The organism is Qipengyuania xiamenensis (assembly GCF_019711495.1).
In the GTDB taxonomy this organism is placed as follows: domain Bacteria; phylum Pseudomonadota; class Alphaproteobacteria; order Sphingomonadales; family Sphingomonadaceae; genus Qipengyuania; species Qipengyuania xiamenensis.
The window spans coordinates 267,337-282,719 of record NZ_JAIGNM010000003.1; the positions used below are offsets into that span (position 1 = coordinate 267,337).

At 62.4% G+C, this 15,383-nt stretch carries 16 protein-coding genes; 7 read left to right on the plus strand and 9 right to left on the minus strand.

Features of this window, described 5'->3' with window-relative positions; all coding sequences use genetic code 11:
• Nucleotides 1-244 precede the first annotated feature (244 nt).
• Nucleotides 245-1,333 (plus strand): OmpA family protein, encoded by a 1,089-nt coding sequence (locus tag K3165_RS12785; protein ID WP_221549277.1) that lies wholly within the window; start codon nucleotides 245-247, stop codon nucleotides 1,331-1,333.
• Between the two features lie 113 nt (nucleotides 1,334-1,446).
• The gene (locus K3165_RS12790) at nucleotides 1,447-1,971 is read left to right on the plus strand and encodes a superoxide dismutase family protein (protein ID WP_221549278.1); all 525 of its coding nucleotides are present in this window, start codon (nucleotides 1,447-1,449) and stop codon (nucleotides 1,969-1,971) included.
• A 9-nt stretch (nucleotides 1,972-1,980) separates the two neighbouring features.
• Here K3165_RS12790 and K3165_RS12795 read toward each other — a convergent pair whose 3' ends face one another.
• The 7 genes from K3165_RS12795 to K3165_RS14125 form a co-directional block, all read right to left on the minus strand.
• A complete protein-coding gene (locus K3165_RS12795; RefSeq protein ID WP_221549279.1) occupies nucleotides 1,981-3,564 on the minus strand; it encodes a spinster family MFS transporter in 1,584 nt (527 codons plus the stop codon).
• A gap of 4 nt (nucleotides 3,565-3,568) precedes the next feature.
• Nucleotides 3,569-4,285: a 7-cyano-7-deazaguanine synthase QueC gene (queC, locus tag K3165_RS12800; RefSeq protein ID WP_221549280.1), complete on the minus strand. Its 717-nt coding sequence runs from the start codon at nucleotides 4,283-4,285 to the stop codon at nucleotides 3,569-3,571.
• Nucleotides 4,286-4,322: 37 nt separating this feature from the next.
• Nucleotides 4,323-4,739, minus strand: coding sequence for a hypothetical protein (locus tag K3165_RS12805; protein WP_221549281.1), 417 nt, complete (start codon nucleotides 4,737-4,739; stop codon nucleotides 4,323-4,325).
• A gap of 117 nt (nucleotides 4,740-4,856) precedes the next feature.
• On the minus strand, nucleotides 4,857-5,762 hold the full coding sequence (gene hslO, locus K3165_RS12810; protein ID WP_221549282.1) for an Hsp33 family molecular chaperone HslO: 906 nt from the start codon (nucleotides 5,760-5,762) through the stop codon (nucleotides 4,857-4,859).
• A gap of 45 nt (nucleotides 5,763-5,807) precedes the next feature.
• Nucleotides 5,808-6,773 (minus strand): ornithine carbamoyltransferase, encoded by a 966-nt coding sequence (gene argF, locus K3165_RS12815; protein ID WP_221549283.1) that lies wholly within the window; start codon nucleotides 6,771-6,773, stop codon nucleotides 5,808-5,810.
• A complete protein-coding gene (locus K3165_RS12820; RefSeq protein WP_221549284.1) occupies nucleotides 6,773-7,963 on the minus strand; it encodes an aspartate aminotransferase family protein in 1,191 nt (396 codons plus the stop codon). The genes argF and K3165_RS12820 overlap by 1 nt, the downstream gene beginning before the upstream one ends.
• 133 nt (nucleotides 7,964-8,096) lie before the next feature.
• Nucleotides 8,097-8,891: a cold-shock protein gene (locus K3165_RS14125; protein WP_221549285.1), complete on the minus strand. Its 795-nt coding sequence runs from the start codon at nucleotides 8,889-8,891 to the stop codon at nucleotides 8,097-8,099.
• 259 nt (nucleotides 8,892-9,150) lie between these two features.
• On the opposite strand from K3165_RS14125, the gene K3165_RS12830 reads away from it, so the two are divergent.
• Both K3165_RS12830 and K3165_RS12835 read left to right on the plus strand, forming a co-directional pair.
• Nucleotides 9,151-9,957: a TerC family protein gene (locus tag K3165_RS12830; RefSeq protein WP_221549286.1), complete on the plus strand. Its 807-nt coding sequence runs from the start codon at nucleotides 9,151-9,153 to the stop codon at nucleotides 9,955-9,957.
• 3 nt (nucleotides 9,958-9,960) lie between these two features.
• On the plus strand, nucleotides 9,961-10,401 hold the full coding sequence (locus K3165_RS12835; RefSeq protein ID WP_221549287.1) for a protein tyrosine phosphatase family protein: 441 nt from the start codon (nucleotides 9,961-9,963) through the stop codon (nucleotides 10,399-10,401).
• Here K3165_RS12835 and K3165_RS12840 read toward each other — a convergent pair whose 3' ends face one another.
• Nucleotides 10,402-11,820: an amidohydrolase gene (locus K3165_RS12840; protein WP_221549288.1), complete on the minus strand. Its 1,419-nt coding sequence runs from the start codon at nucleotides 11,818-11,820 to the stop codon at nucleotides 10,402-10,404.
• A 66-nt stretch (nucleotides 11,821-11,886) separates the two neighbouring features.
• Here K3165_RS12840 and K3165_RS12845 point away from each other — a divergent pair, with 66 nt between their 5' ends.
• Genes K3165_RS12845 through K3165_RS12855 form a run of 3 tightly spaced genes read left to right on the plus strand, consistent with a single transcriptional unit; the run spans nucleotide 11,887 to nucleotide 14,839 of the window.
• Nucleotides 11,887-12,288: a hypothetical protein gene (locus K3165_RS12845; protein WP_247714132.1), complete on the plus strand. Its 402-nt coding sequence runs from the start codon at nucleotides 11,887-11,889 to the stop codon at nucleotides 12,286-12,288.
• A gap of 10 nt (nucleotides 12,289-12,298) precedes the next feature.
• Nucleotides 12,299-13,228 carry a sterol desaturase family protein gene (locus tag K3165_RS12850; RefSeq protein ID WP_221549289.1) on the plus strand — a complete coding sequence of 310 codons (930 nt, stop codon included), beginning with the start codon at nucleotides 12,299-12,301 and terminating at the stop codon, nucleotides 13,226-13,228.
• 24 nt (nucleotides 13,229-13,252) lie between these two features.
• Entirely contained in the window at nucleotides 13,253-14,839 is a 1,587-nt protein-coding gene (locus tag K3165_RS12855) for a GMC family oxidoreductase (RefSeq protein WP_221549290.1), read from the plus strand.
• Here the strand turns inward: K3165_RS12855 and K3165_RS12860 are convergent.
• The gene (locus tag K3165_RS12860; RefSeq protein WP_221549291.1) at nucleotides 14,836-15,360 is read right to left on the minus strand and encodes a GNAT family N-acetyltransferase; all 525 of its coding nucleotides are present in this window, start codon (nucleotides 15,358-15,360) and stop codon (nucleotides 14,836-14,838) included. The two genes, K3165_RS12855 and K3165_RS12860, sit on opposite strands and share 4 nt — an antisense overlap.
• Nucleotides 15,361-15,383: the final 23 nt, after the last annotated feature.

The following is a 15,383-nucleotide window of genomic DNA, read 5'->3' on the forward strand; positions in this document are numbered from 1 at the left end:
TAGGCTTCTTCGAGATCTTTGCAGGATTGTAGTGTATTTCATACCCAACAGGGAACCACCAACGGCATCCTACGTTGGGCCATGGTCATGGAGGGACTTCGCAGTCAGTTTTCTGAAAAGTATCAATCAGAACGCGCGACATTCTTGCAACAGTTCCCAACCATTGCCCGCTTGCCACCGCGACAAGGCGAAGTTAGATAACGTCTACTCGGTGGCTCCAATTCGCAAAAAGGGGAAATAAATAATGCGAAATCTCGTTATAGGTTTGGCGATGGCCTCCACGGCCCTTGCTTCGCCTGCTCTCGCAAAAGAAGACTCTTGGTACATCGGCGCAGAATTTGGGCCGATGATCGCTGAAGATCTCGATATCGACGTCAATGACGGTTCCGATGAGATTAGCGTCAATACCGACACCGGTTTCGATGGCGGCGGTTATGTCGGCTATGACTTCGGTGCATTTCGGCTTGAAGCGGAAGTTAGCTACCGCGATGCCGAACATGATACAGTGGCGCTTGGTGATGGTACTATCATTGATCCCGTTGATGGTAGCATCAATGCCCTGAGCTTCATGCTCAACGGAATGTTCGACTTTGGTGCCGACGATGGCATTCAAGCCTATGTCGGCGGCGGTATTGGTGTAGCCCGTACCAACCTCGAGGCGATTGTTTCACAGACTCAAACGGCTATTGATGATTCCAGCAGCGACCTTGCTTGGCAGCTGCTTGCTGGCGTCCGCGCTCCTTTGACTGACAATTTGGATGTTGGTCTCCGGTACCGCATGTTCACCGCCGAAGACGTCGCTTTGGTTGATGTCACCGGTGCTGATCTTGATGCGAAGTGGCGCACCCACTCGCTGATGGGCACTCTGAGCTACAACTTCGGCGCGGCGCCGCCGCCGCCGCCTCCGCCGCCGCCTCCGCCGCCTCCGCCGCCGCCTCCGCCGCCTCCGCCGCCGCCGCCGCCTCCGCCGCCGCCTCCGGTTTGCCAGCAGGGCCCGTACATCGTCTTCTTTAACTGGGACGAGTCGGACATCACGCCGGAAGCAGCGACGATCCTCGACAACGCGGTTTCGGCTTACGCCAACTGCGGCACGGCTTCGGTCATGCTCGCTGGCCACACCGACACCTCGGGCTCGACGCAGTACAACATGGGCCTCGCCCAGCGTCGTAACTCGTCGGTTCGCGACTACCTGACCGCCCGCGGCATCCCCGATGGCCGGATCAGCAGCGAAGCCTTCGGCGAAAGCCAGCTGCGCGTTCCGACCGCAGACGGCGTCCGTGAACTCCAGAACCGTCGTGTGGAAGTCACCTACGGTCCGGGTTCGGGCATGTAATTCACTCGCAAGAGTTGAAACATCGAGAAGGGGCCGGAGCAATCCGGCCCCTTTTTCGTTGGGGCTATCGAAACGTTTTGCTTAGCTAAGGACCAATGATGACGCGCACGCCAATGAAGATCGCCCTCGCATTCACCGCCACCGCAGCTCTTGCAGCCTGTTCGACCGTGGGCGATCTACCCAGTGAACGGGTCGCCGAGGCCCGGCTGACCTTCGCTAACGGAGTGCCTGCCGGAACCGCTCAGCTGGTTTCCAACGGGCAGACCCTCACACTGGCTGTACTGGCTACCGGTCTCGAACCCGGCGAGCACGGCTTCCACCTCCACACGACGGGCAAGTGCGAAGCGCCCGGCTTCACAAGCGCTGGCGGTCACCTCAATCCCGGAGGGAACGAGCATGGCTCGCTGAACCCGCAGGGCAAACATCTGGGAGATCTGCCCAATCTCGTCGTCGGTGCGTCGCGTAGTGCCAGTGCCGATGTTGATCTTGGCGCCGACACCGCAATCCTGCGGGAACAGATCTTCGATGCTGATGGTACCGCAATCGTCATCCACGCCAGGGCCGATGATTACCGCAGCGACCCCGCAGGCGATGCAGGCTCACGGGTAGCCTGCGGAGTGCTCATGCAAACCCGCTAGGCGGCCGCGTCAGACCTCTTCGCCAGCCGCGCGAGCACGCTCGAGCAGTGTCGCTTCCGCCGTCGGAACCGTGCGGTATGCAATGAAGAGCATGACCAGTCCGATCGGAACCGCAATCAAGAGGCTGAGACCGCCCGTCGAGAGGCTATCCGTCATCGTCGACACCTGACCTGCCATGTACGGGCCTAGCGCAAGGCCGACCAGCGTCGTGGCGAGGAAGAATGTCGCCGTTGCAGTGCCGCGCATCCGCGGAAGGACAAGGTCCTGTGTGGTTGCTGCAGCCGCGCCCAGCGCAGAGCTGCCGCAGAGCGATTGCATGAACGCTGCGATATAGAAGGTCGTAGGGTCGAGCGTCGTGAACATGATGTAGAGGAACGGCGCCGCTGCCACGAGGCCGAATGCCACGACGAAAAGTCGCCCCGTCGGCATGCGTTCGCGAAGATAATCGGCCATACGTCCGCCGATGATCACACCGAGGAAACCGGCCACGGCGCCGGGTCCACCGATCCACCAGCCGGCAGTCGACGGAGCCTCTTCGAGAATGCGGATGGCGTAGGGTGCCGCCCAGAACGACGCCGCGTAGGACATGAAGGCGACCATGCCGTATCCGAGGATCGTCGAAAGGAAAGCCGGCGTTCCCCAGATGAGCGAGAAGGTCGGTTCGTCCCGACGCTTGAGGGTCGAGGCCCACGAGAAGATCGCGTAGTATCCAACACCGACTGCGCCCCACTGCTGCGCATTACCGGTAAGATCAGCCATCAGATAGGCAATACCGCCGATGATTGCCGCGCCTGCGAGATTGAGAGCTATCCCACGGCCACCTGCTTGGGCGGCGCCAATCAGGGTGAAAGGCGGGATGACCGCAACCAGTTCCTTGAAGAAGCCACGGAACGGGTCCTTGGGTGCGGGAGTGATGATGCCCTCGCTCTGACCGCGCAGCGGTTCGCGCAGGGTGAACACCAGCATTGCGAGAAGCAGGCCGGGAAGACCCACGATAATGAAAGCGGCCTGCCAGCCTGCGAGTCCAAGCGGCGCGTCGGTCGGGAACGACTGGTTCCAGTTTTCGACGATCGCGCCACCGATCAGCAGCGAAATACCACCGCCGATGTAGAGGCCCGACGAATAGATCGCGAGCGCCGTTGCGCGCATCTTCTTGGGAAACCAGTCGGAGATCAGCGAATAGGCACTCGGGCTGGCGGTCGCCTCACCCACGCCCACACCGATGCGTGCCACGCTAAGCGTGGTGAAGTTCTTCGCAAAACCGGAGAGGGCAGTAAACGCCGACCAGATTGCCAAGCCGGCCGTCATCAGCCTCACGCGGTGCCAGCTGTCGGCCAGTTTGCCGAGAGGGATGCCGAAGAGCGCGTAAAACACACCGAAGGCGGTGCCGTAGAGAAAGCCGATCTGGTCATCGCGCAGGCCGAGGTCTGCCTTGATGTCCTCTGCAAGGATCGAGATGATATTGCGATCGACGAAGTTCAGCACATAGACGATCACGAGGACCCCGAGCGCATACCAGCTGTATGCGGGGACCTTCGTATCGGCCTCGCCTGCTGGAACTTCGGTTGCTTCGGCAGGCGTCGGCTGGGTCAAATTACTACTCCGTCAGGGCAGGTGCGTCTTTTGCGTAGACTGTCGTATCGACAAGTCCTGCCTCGTCAAACCCCTTTCGGCGAAGTCGGCATGAATCGCATGCCCCGCAAGCGAGCCCTTCCGGCGTCGGATCGTAGCAGGACCAGCTCCAAGCAGGGTCGAGACCGAGCCGGTGACATTCACAGGCGATGTCGGCCTTGCTCATATGCTGGAGCGGCGCGTGGATCGTGAAGGGTTCGCCTTCGACACCCTGTTTGGTTCCAAGCCGCGCAGTCTCCGCGAAACTCGCGATGAATTCTGGCCGGCAGTCGGGGTAGCCAGAGTAATCCAGCGCGTTCACGCCAATGAAGATATCGCGGGAATGCGATGTTTCGGCAAAGGCGGTGGTCAGCGCGAGGAACACGAGGTTTCGGGCAGGCACATATGTGACCGGAATATCGTTGCCGACACCTTCCTTCGGCACGTCGATATCATCGGTCAGGGCAGACCCTCCGAAGCGCCTGAGATCCAGCGGCAGTTCGACGTGACGCTCTACACCAAGCTTTGCGGCGATTGCCTTTGCTGACTGCAATTCGCGAACATGGCGCTGGCCGTAATCGATAGTCAGCGCGTGAACAGCATGGCCCCGTTCGCGAGCAATCGCGGCGGTCACCATGGAATCGAGCCCTCCTGAAAGCAGGACAACTGCGGTTTCGGTCGGATTTTCGGCTGTCTGGTTCATGCCGCGCAGCTAAGCGCAAGCGGCCCGCGCTGCAAGTTTATCGGCAGCTTCCGGTACGGCGCGCTTCGGCAGAAAACTGGAACGGGCGGCCGTCCGCAATCCCCTGGCTGTCAATCTGGACGAGATTGCTACCTTCCTTGCGGATATTGGTGCGACCGTAGCCATTGCCGCGACACGTATACTGGACGGTCACTTCATTGGCGCCGTCTTCGACCACGAAGCGGTTGCAACCCGACTCGCTATGGCGAAGCTGGATGAGCTCTCGCCCGCTTCGCACGCAAATCGAGCGAGGCGCGGTTCCATCGCGGAATCGGACTTCCCACGCACCCTTTTCAAGCGTGTCGAGCATGGCAAGCGACGACTGCGCAAGCGCAGGCCCGCCGAACACAGCCGCCGGAACGGCAGCCAGCAGCGCACTCAATACGACGAGTTTGCGATTCGACATGGACTTCATCACTCAACCTTTATCACACGTGCAAGCCGCACGAACTTACCCAATATAGTATACGCGGACGATGAACCGTTCCATAACAGCGATAACCGGAGTATTTCGGGCAGCTCGCCCGCTAGGTTACGCCTCGACCGGGAATTTCCGGGAGCAGAATGCGCAGTCGACCATAATGATCCCGTTCTCGTCGCGCATCTCGGCGCGATCGGCTTCCGGGAACTTGGCCAGCACCGTCTGGTAGTGCTCTATCGAACAGCGGCAACCGCGCGAAATTTCGGTCCCGGCTGCAATGCGCACCTCCTCTTCTTCGTGGAACAGGCGCCATACGATCGCCTCCATCGAAAGATCGCTGTCGAGCAGTTCCTCGTGCTTGATCGAGCCACCAAGCATGGAAACATGCTCCCATTCGGGATGGTCGAGGCGTGCATGGAGCCGCTCGCGCCCCTCCTCGCCATCGGGAAGGTGCTGGATCAGCATTCCGGCAGCAAGACACCCCTCGCTACTCGAACGCACGGCCGTGCGGATCAGGGTCGGGACCTGTTCCGACTGGAAGAAATAGGTTTCGCACGCCTCGGCCAGAGTCTCGCCTTCGAGCGGAACGATGCCCTGGTAGCGGCCCTTGCCCTTCGCAATATCGAAGGTGATCGCGAGATAGCCCTTGCCGAACAGCGCAAAGAGCGACGGGTTTGCTCCCAGTTCTACCAGCCGGTCATTGTCGAAATCGACATAGCCGCGCAGTTCGCCGCTGCGGTAATCGCAGGCGAGCAGGTTGATGGCTCCGGCCTCGGTCTGCGCCTGCATCGTCACCTGCGAGCCGTCATCCTTGAGCAGCGAACCCATCAGGGTGGTCAGCACAAGGGCTTCGGCCAGGAGATGAGTGATCGGCGCAGGGTAGTCATGCGCGGACAGGATCTCGTCGAGGGTCGAATCGAGGCGCACGATGCGGCCTCGCGTGTCGCGCGAAGGAATAGTGAAGCTGAGCGTGTGACCAGAATAGGTCTCGGTATCGGAATGCGGGTTTTCGGTCATGCGCGCGCATATGGGTGCGCACGGACCGATTGAACAGGGGTGCGATTAGGCGCCGAGCTTCCCGAAGCACCAGAGCAGGATCGATTTCTGCGCGTGGATGCGGTTTTCCGCCTCGTCGAATACGATCGATTGCGAGCCCTCGAAGACCTCTTCGGTAACCTCGTCGCCGACATGCGCCGGAAGGCAATGCATGAATTTCGCATCGGGCTTGGCCTCGGCCATCAGTTTGCTGCCGACCTGGAATGGGGCCATCGCCGCAAGTTTGTTGTGCGCGTGGTCCTGCCCCATCGAAACCCATGTGTCGGTCACGATAACGTCGGCACCGCGCGCTGCTTCGGCAGCGTCATGCGTCAGCGTGACACTCGCACCGCCCTTGCGGGCCATCTCGACGAACTCGCTTTCCGGTTCGTATCCCTTGGGAACGCCCATGCGGACGTTGAACTTGAAGATGCCTGCCGCCTCGAGAATCGAGTGCAGAACGTTGTTGCCGTCACCGAGCCATGCGACTTCGAGGCCCGGCAATGCCTTGCCATGCTCGACCATGGTGAGCAGGTCGGCGACGATCTGGCACGGATGCGAACGATCCGTCAGCCCGTTGATGACCGGCACATGCGCATGATGCGCAAGTTCTTCGGCCTTGGCGTGATCGTCGGTCCGGATCATGATCGCATCGACCATCCGGCTGAGTACCCGCGCGGTATCGGCAATACTCTCACCGCGGCCCAGCTGGCTCGTACCCGAATCCAAGATCAGCGAGGTGCCGCCGAGCTGGCGCATGCCGATGTCGAAACTGACGCGCGTGCGGGTGGAATTCTTCTCGAAGATCATCCCGAGCACATGCCCTGCGAGCGGAGCATCTGCGTCCGGTAGTCCTTTGGGCCAGCCAGCGCGCGCAGCCTTGCGGTCCTGCGCGTCGGCGAGAATGGCGGCGATCGCATCCCCGCCAGCATCCGACAGGTCGAGGAAACTCCTCACTGCCGGGGCCAGGTCGAGCGCGTCGCCGCCAGCCATCAGCTTGCCGCCGGATCGAAGCTTGCCGCGCCAGCGGAAAGCTTCTCGAAGAATTCATCGAACTCGGCATCGTCGGCCACCAGCGGGGGCAGGACGCGCAGCGTTTGGTCGCCTGCTGCAACGCAGAGCAGCTGGTGATTGTCGCGCAGGTGCACGAAGAAAGGCCGGCTCTCGACCTTCATGCGCAGACCCAGCATGAGCCCCTTGCCGCGGACGAAATCGAAGAGGTCGGGATAGTTGCCGATGAACTGTTCGAGACGGCTGCGCAGGCGCTCGCCCTTCTCGGTCACTTCGGCAAGGAACTCGTCATTGGCGACCGCATCCATCACAGCCATGCCGGCCGCCATTGCGAGCGGGTTACCGCCATAGGTCGAGCCGTGGGTGCCGAAGCCCATGCCACGCGCCGCCTTTTCCGTCGCGAGGCAGGCGCCGAGCGGGAAGCCGCCGCCGATACCCTTGGCGCTGGCCATGATGTCCGGCTCCACACCGTAGTGTTCGTAGGCATATAGCTTGCCGGTACGGGCGACGCCGCACTGCACTTCATCGAAAACCAGCATGAGGTCGTGCTCGTCGCACATGGCTTTGAGGCCATGAATGAACTCGTCCGAAGCCGGGCGGATGCCGCCCTCGCCCTGAATCGGCTCGACGAGGAAGCCGGCGGTCTTGTCGCTGACGAGCGCCTTGGCACTCTCGAGATTGTCGAACTCGGCATATTGGAAGCCTGCAAGCAAGGGATGGAAGCCCTTGTGCATCTTCTCCTGGTTCGAGGCGCTGATGGTCGCCATCGTGCGGCCGTGAAACGCGTTGGTGAAGGTGATCAGCTCGGTGCGGTTCGCATCGCCATCTTCATGCTGGTGATAGGCACGCGCGGTCTTGATTGCGGTTTCCACCGCCTCGGCACCCGAGTTCGTGAAAAACACGGTGTCGGCAAAAGTCTTGTCGACGAGGCGCTGCGCTAGCGCTTCACCCTGCGGGCTGCCGTAGAGGTTCGAGACATGCATCAGCGTCTCAGCCTGCTTCTGGATCGCGCCGATCAGGCCCTTATGGCTGTGGCCGAGCAGGTTGACCGCGATGCCGCTGGCAAAGTCGAGATAGCGCGTGCCGTCCTCGTCGATCAGGTGGCAGTGCTCCCCCTTCACAGGGCGCACGCCGCAACGGGGATAGACGGGCATCAACGGGCTGATCGACATTTCTCGTATTCTCTCCTCACGGGATCAAAGACAAATGGCGGCCCCGGATTTGGGAGCCGCCATCTGCGTATTTGCCAGCGATCTATTCCTTCGCGCAGGCTTGGTCAAACACAGCGCAAAGGAGAGGTCCGGATTATTCGGCCGGGACCAGATTGACCGCGGAATATTTGCCGCGTCGGTCGACTTCGAGGTCGAACTCGTATCGTTCGCCCTCGTTGATGACGGACAGGCCCGAGCGCTCGACTGCACTGATGTGCACGAATGCGTCCGGCTGGCCATCGTCACGCGTCAGGAAGCCGAAGCCCTTCATCGAGTTGAAGAACTTGACCGTTCCGGTTGCCTTTTCGCCGGTCAGTTCACGACGGGGCGCTTCGCTCTTCGCTTCGACCGGGATCACGTCGCCAACGACCTGCAGGTCCTGGGCGGAAACCTTGCCGCCACGATCGACGAGGTTGAATTCGAGTTCCTGGCCTTCGGCGAGACCTTCAAGGCCGGCACGTTCGACTGCGCTGATGTGGACGAAGATGTCTTCGCCGCCGGTTTCCTGCTGGATGAAGCCGAATCCCTTCTGCGAGTTGAAGAACTTCACGGTACCCTTGCCGGTGCCGACGACCTGCGCGGGCATGCGGTTGCCACCGCCGCCACCGCCGCCGCGCGGGCCGCCGCCGAAGCCGCCGCCACCACCGCCGCCGCGGTTGCCGCCACCAAAGCCGCCACCGCCGCGATTGCCGCCGCCGTAGCCGCCACGGTCACCACCGCCGCCGCCATAGCCGCCGCGATCACCGCCCCCGAAACCACCACGGTCTCCGCCGCCATAACCGCCGCCCTGGTCGAAACCACCGGGAGGACCACCAAACGGATCGTAGCTATCTTCGCCGATGTTGTCCCGCTTGTCCCGTCCGCGGCGCCGCCCTCTGTCGTAACCCATAAGTCCTAAAATACCTTGTCGCGCAGCCAAGTAATCATCGCGAGGACACGTAGGCTGCAAGGCGTGCCGTTCGCATACGTCAGGTGGATTCCATGATGAAATCCTCCCGCACGGACCGAGGCATAGCGTGATTCTTCACAGCATGCGAATATTTTAGCGTCGAGGGGCCGTCTGGCGCACAAATGTGACATTTTCGCATGGCGCCTTGCCCGCTCGTTTCCCTTGCAAGGCGCCCTGTGCTTCGGCAACGAGCGTTCTCATGGATCTTATCGCACTGTTCAGCGACCCGGCGGCATGGCTGGCGCTCCTCACCCTGATCGCACTCGAAATCGTCCTCGGTGTCGACAACCTCATCTTCATCGCGATCCTGTCGAACAAGCTGCCCGAGCACCAGCAGCAGCGCGCGCGGCGGATTGGCCTCGCGTTGGCGCTGATCATGCGTATCGGCATGCTGATGCTGATCGGCTGGCTGGTCACCTTGCAGGCCCCGCTCTTCGATCTGGGCATCACGGGTGAGCCGGGGCCTTACGGCGAGCCGACATTCGAAACGGCCTTCTCCGGCCGCGATCTGATCCTTTTGGTCGGCGGGCTGTTCCTGCTCTGGAAGGCGACCAAGGAAATCCACCACTCGATGGAACCGGAAGACAATTCCGGCGACCTGCTCGACAAGACGCCGGGCCCGGTCGACGCTGTGAAAGCAACCTTCGGCGCGGTCATCGCGCAGATCGTGGCGATCGACCTCGTCTTCTCGGTCGATTCGATCCTGACCGCCGTCGGCATGACCGACGACATCCCGATCATGGTCATCGCGGTGGTCATCACGGTAGGCATCATGATGATCGCCGCCGATCCGCTGGCGAAGTTCATCGAGAAGAACCCGACCCTCGTAATGCTGGCGCTGGCCTTCCTCGTCATGATCGGGCTTGTCCTGATCGCCGACGGCTTCGGGTTCCACGTTCCCAAGGGATATATCTACGCCGCGATGGGTTTCTCCGTCGGCGTGGAAATCCTCAACATCATTCAACGCAAGCGCCGCGTACCCGAAACCAGCGCACAGGAGGGCTGATCGATGGCCGACTTCAGGAAGATTACCGACAACCTGCTGGCCTCGCCGCAGATCGAGCCTGCCGATGTTGCGGCGGCCAAGGCCGAGGGCGTGACCCTGATCATCAACAACCGCCCCGATGGCGAAGCGCCCGACCAGCCCGACAGCAGCGCCATCGAAAGCGCCGCACACGAAGCCGGAATCGATTATGTCGCAATCCCGGTCAGCGGCGGAGGGTTCAGCCAGCCTCAGGTCGATGCCATGGCCGAGGCGCTTGGCAATGCCGAGGGCAAGGTGCTCGCCTTCTGCCGGTCGGGCACTCGCTCGACCTTCCTGTGGGCGCTTTCGCAGGCCAAGGCCGGCGCCGATCCCGACGAGATCGCAAGCAAGGCAGCGGCTGGCGGGTATGACGTGTCGCCCATCCGCCAGACCCTCGAGATGCTTTCCGGCAGTGCCGGCAGCTAGTTACTTGCGGTAATCGAGCGGCGGATCGCGGTCGCCTAGCAGCGAGACGTATTCGTAATCTGCACCGCGCGCGGCATCGAATTCCGACCGCGCTGCTTCGCGCAGCTCGGGGTTGGCGAACAGTTCCGCCGCTATGAGCGTCAGCGCTTTCGCGGCGTGCTGCGCGCCCTTGTGACCGATCGAATGACCGCTGGCCGCAACCGCCTGCCAGCTATGCGCGCTCGTGCCTGGTACCCAAGTCGCCGTGCGCACGCCAACGGTCGGCGTGGCCCACGACACATCACCGACATCGGTCGAGCCATAGCCGAGGCTCTTGGCATAGGGCTGTACCTTCCCGGCTTCCTCGAGCGGGATGGCGTTGTCACCGAAACTCTCCGAGATCGTCTCCGCCCATTTGCGTTCCTCGGCAGTGTACTCGATCCCGCCGAGACTGCGCAGCTTCTGGTCCATCATGCGCGCCAGCGTCTCGTTCACGAGCAGCGGGTTGTTGCCGTGGATGATTTCCCACTCAACCTCGGTGCCCGTACCCATGGCGGCACCCTTCGCCGTGGCCTCAAGCCGCGTCCAGAGCGCGCGAACCTCGTCGGCATCGGAATGGCGGACGTAATAGAAAACTTCCGCGAAATCGGGGATCACGTTCGGCGCAGCCCCACCCTCGGTGATGACGTAGTGGATGCGTGTATCCATGCTCGTGTGTTCGCGCATCATGTTGACCATCATGTTCATCGCTTCCACGCCGTCGAGCGCGCTGCGCCCGCGTTCGGGAGCGCCTGCCGCATGGGCGGATACGCCGCGGAAACGGAACTTGGCCGAGCGGTTGGCAAGGCTGGTGCGTGCCGCCGCGCTGTTCTCGTCATCGGCATGCCAATGGAGCGCAATGTCTACATCGTCGAACATGCCGGCGCGGGTCATGTAGACCTTGCCCGATCCGCCCTCCTCTGCCGGCGTCCCGTAAAGCCGGATGCGGCCCGGAGTCCCCGTCTTCTCGAGCCAGCGGCGGATAGCGATGGCCGCAGTCAGCGAACCGGCCGCAAACAGGTTGTGTCCGCAAGCATGGCCTGCACCATGCGCGGACTGCTCGCGCGTCGGCGAGGCGGTCTGACTGATACCCGGAAGCGCGTCATATTCGGCGAGAATTGCGATGACAGGACCACCCTCACCCCATTCCGCGACGAAGGCGGTGGGGATACCGGCGATGCCCGCCTCGACCGAAAAACCCTCGCTTTCCAGCTCGTCCTGCAACAGGGCGCTGGAGCGCGTTTCGAGATAGCCAAGCTCAGCCCAGTCCCACAATTGCTGGGCGACGCGGCCGGTAAGCTCTTCCTGAGCGGCAACTTCATCGAGCGGTTCGGACGTCTGCGCGGCGAGCGGCATTGCGAATGCCATGGCGGCGCTGGCGAAAAAGGCGGCGGTCCTCATAATTTCTCTCCCCGAAGCTTGCACCTGCTTGCCGCAAAGCGAGGCCCGTGCCAATCCGGCAAAGCAATGGACCTGCCACCCGCCCTCCTCCAGTTCCTCGGTTCCCTCGTCGCGATACTTGCGCTTGCAGGGCTGGCATGGTGGATGAAGCTGGGTCCGCAGAACACGCTTTCCAGCGAAGACGAGGCGCGTTTCGCCGCCATTGAAGCAATCGACGGCTTCAGCGCGACAGAAATCGCGCTGGATCAGGAAGGTCGCGGCGCGCTTCTCGGCGATGCACAGGGGCGGATCCTGTTGTTGCGTCCGCACGGAACGCATTTCGCAGGTCGTGTCCTGACTAGCGAGGCAAAGGCGCGGATCGACGGCACCACATTGGTCATCGACACCGCAGAGCGCCGCTACGGTTCTGCGCGGCTGGCGATCGCAGATCCTCAAGCTTGGGTTAAGCGCATCGAGGCTATAGGATAGCGCGAACGCCATGCCCGATTTCTCGCCCACCGAATATGCCGTTCCCGGCTTTGTTGCGCTGGTCCTGATCGAGATGATCTGGGCCTGGCGACGCAACCCGCGCGCGTACGAACCGAAGGACACGCTCACCAGCCTCGCCTTCGGGCTTGGCAGCACGGTGGCCGGCCTGCTGTTCGGCGGGTTGTTCTTCGCGCTCTACCTGTTCGTATGGGAATTCCGCGCCTTCGACATCGGCTGGGCTTGGTGGGCGTGGATCGCATGCTTCGTGCTCGACGATCTCAAATACTACTGGGTCCACCGCTTCGGCCACCGCGTGCGCTGGTTCTGGGCGAGCCATGTGAACCATCATTCGAGCCAGCATTACAATCTGAGCACCGCGCTCCGCCAGACGTGGACCGGCTTCCTGACGCTGGGCTTCGCCTTCGCGCTGCCACTGGTCCTGCTGGGCTTCCACCCGGCGATGATCGCCATCTGCGGCGGGTTCAACCTGATCTACCAGTTCTGGATCCACACCGAGGCGATCGACCGGATGCCGCGCTGGTTCGAGGCGGTGATGAACACGCCGAGCCACCACCGCGTCCACCACGCGACCAACCCGCGCTATCTCGACCGCAATTACGCGGGCGTCTTCATCGTGTGGGACAAGATGTTCGGCACGTTCGAGCCAGAAGTGGAGGACGAGAAGATCCGCTATGGCATCGTGAAGCAGCTCGGCAGCTTCAACCTGCTGTGGGCGGTCTTCCACGAATGGATCGGCATTGCGCAGGACATGTGGCGCGCCCCGTGGAAGCACAAGCTGTCCTATCTCCTGCGCGAACCCGGCTGGACCCACGACGGCAGCCGCCAGACCAGCGATGAAATCCGCGAGGCATGGCTGGAACGTGAGGGGAAAACGGTTTCGGAAGAAAACCCGATTGCGGGCGAGGCCGAGGCTGCCTAACCTCTCGAATCGAGAGGAGAACCCATGGACGAATTCGACGTAGTGGTCATTGGCGGCGGCAGCGGCGGCAGCGCGGTTGCCGGGCGGCTGGCCAAGGCGGGCAAGAGCGTTTGCCTGCTCGAGGCAGGCGGACGGAACGACGGTTTCCGGGTGACGATCCCGGGCATGCTCGCTTTCAGCACCGACAAGATCAACTACCGCTTCGAGACCGTCCCGCAGAAGGGCCTCAACGGCCGCATCGGCTACCAGCCGCGCGGCAAGGGTCTGGGCGGCTCGTCTGCCATCAACGCCATGGTCTATATCCGCGGGCACCGCTGGGATTACGACAATTGGGAAAGTCTCGGCTGTACGGGCTGGGGCTATGACGACGTCCTGCCCTATTTCAAACGCGCCGAAACCAACGAGCGCGGCGCAGACGCTTATCACGGGGACGAGGGGCCCCTTTTCGTTTCGGACCAGAAGTTCACCAATCCGGGCAGCCGTGCCTTTGTCGAGGCCGCGACCCAGCTGCAGCTGCCGCATAACAAGGACTTCAACGGCGAGAAGCAGGCCGGTTTCGGCCTTTACCAGGTGACGCAGAAAGACGGTGAACGCTGGTCCGCCGCGCGCGCCTATGTCGAACCGCTACGCGGCAGCAAGAACCTCGACGTGCGTATCGGGGTCACCGTCCAGAAGCTGGAAATCGAGGACGGCCGCGTCACCGGCGTGACCTATTCGGTCGGCAAGCGCTCGCGCACGGTCAAGGCGCGCGGCGGTGTCGTGCTGAGCGCCGGGGCTTTCAATTCACCGCAGATCCTCATGCTATCGGGCATCGGTCCGGCAGAGCATCTCAGGGAGCACGGGATCGACGTCGTGCTCGACAAGCAGGCGGTTGGCTCGGACCTGCAGGACCATCTCGATTACGTCTCGAGCTGGGAAAGCCCGAGCAAGGATTTGCTGGGCGACAGTCTGCAGGGCACGCTGCGCATGGCGAAAGGCCTGATCGAACATCGCCGTCACCGCACGGGCCCCTGGACCTCGCCCTATGCCGAGGCTGGCGGATTCTGGACCGTGATGTCCGATGCACCGGCACCGGACGTCCAGTGGCACTTCGTCCCGGCGATGCTCGAAGACCATGGCCGCACCAAGGTGAAGGGCCACGGCTTCTCTCTCCATGCCTGCGTGTTGAGGCCGGAGAGCCGTGGCACGGTTCGCCTCGGCAGCCGCGATGCGGTAGATGCACCGGTGATCGATCCCAATTTCCTCGGCGACGAGCGCGATCTCGTGACCCTGCGCGAAGGCGTCAGGCTGTCGCACCGGATCGCAGGCTCGCCCGCGCTACAGGCATTCCAACCGCGCGACCGCTACCCGATCGACATCGACGACGATGCGCAGCTCGACGAGCTCATCCGCAACCGAGCCGATACGGTCTATCACCCTGTCGGCACCTGCCGCATGGGTGCAAGCGAGGGTGACGTGGTCGATCCGACGCTCAAGGCGCGCGGGATCGACGGATTGTGGATCGCGGATGCCAGCATCATGCCGCGCCTCGTCTCGGGCAATACCAATGCGCCGAGCATCATGATCGGTGAACGCTGTGCCGACTTCGTGAAGGCAGAACTGGGCGCCTAGAGCGCCTTCGCCATCGTCGCCAGCGGGACAGGCACGGCGCCATTTGTGTCGTGCCACTCGCTTTCGACCGCATAGCCGCAGCGTTCGTAGAATGGCTTGCCCGCCATCGTCGCCGCCATCTCGATTTCGCGGAAACCCTCTGCTCGCGCGGCCCCCTCGGCCGTCTCCAGCACGAGCCTGCCGACACCTTTGCGGACATGATCGGGGTGCGTGTACATCGCCCTGATGCGCGCCCGTTCGCTAGCGGGGTCGAGCAGGCGCGGGTCGCGGCCGGCCGAGTGATTGCCGCCGTAGAGCGTCGCGCGGCGCGACCAGCCGCCGCAGCCCGCGAGTTCGCCCTCGTCCTCGACGCAGAAATAGGTGCCGTCCTCGATGAGCAAGGCGTCGAGCCCCATGCCCGCCTTCGATGCCTCGATCTGCTCGGGCGTAAGATAGCCCTGCTGCAACTGCTCGATCGCCAGCTTCATCAGCGCGGCGATTGCCGGCTCATCATCCTTGCGCGCGAGACGGATCGACAGCATTTAACCTACCTCCCAATGAAAAG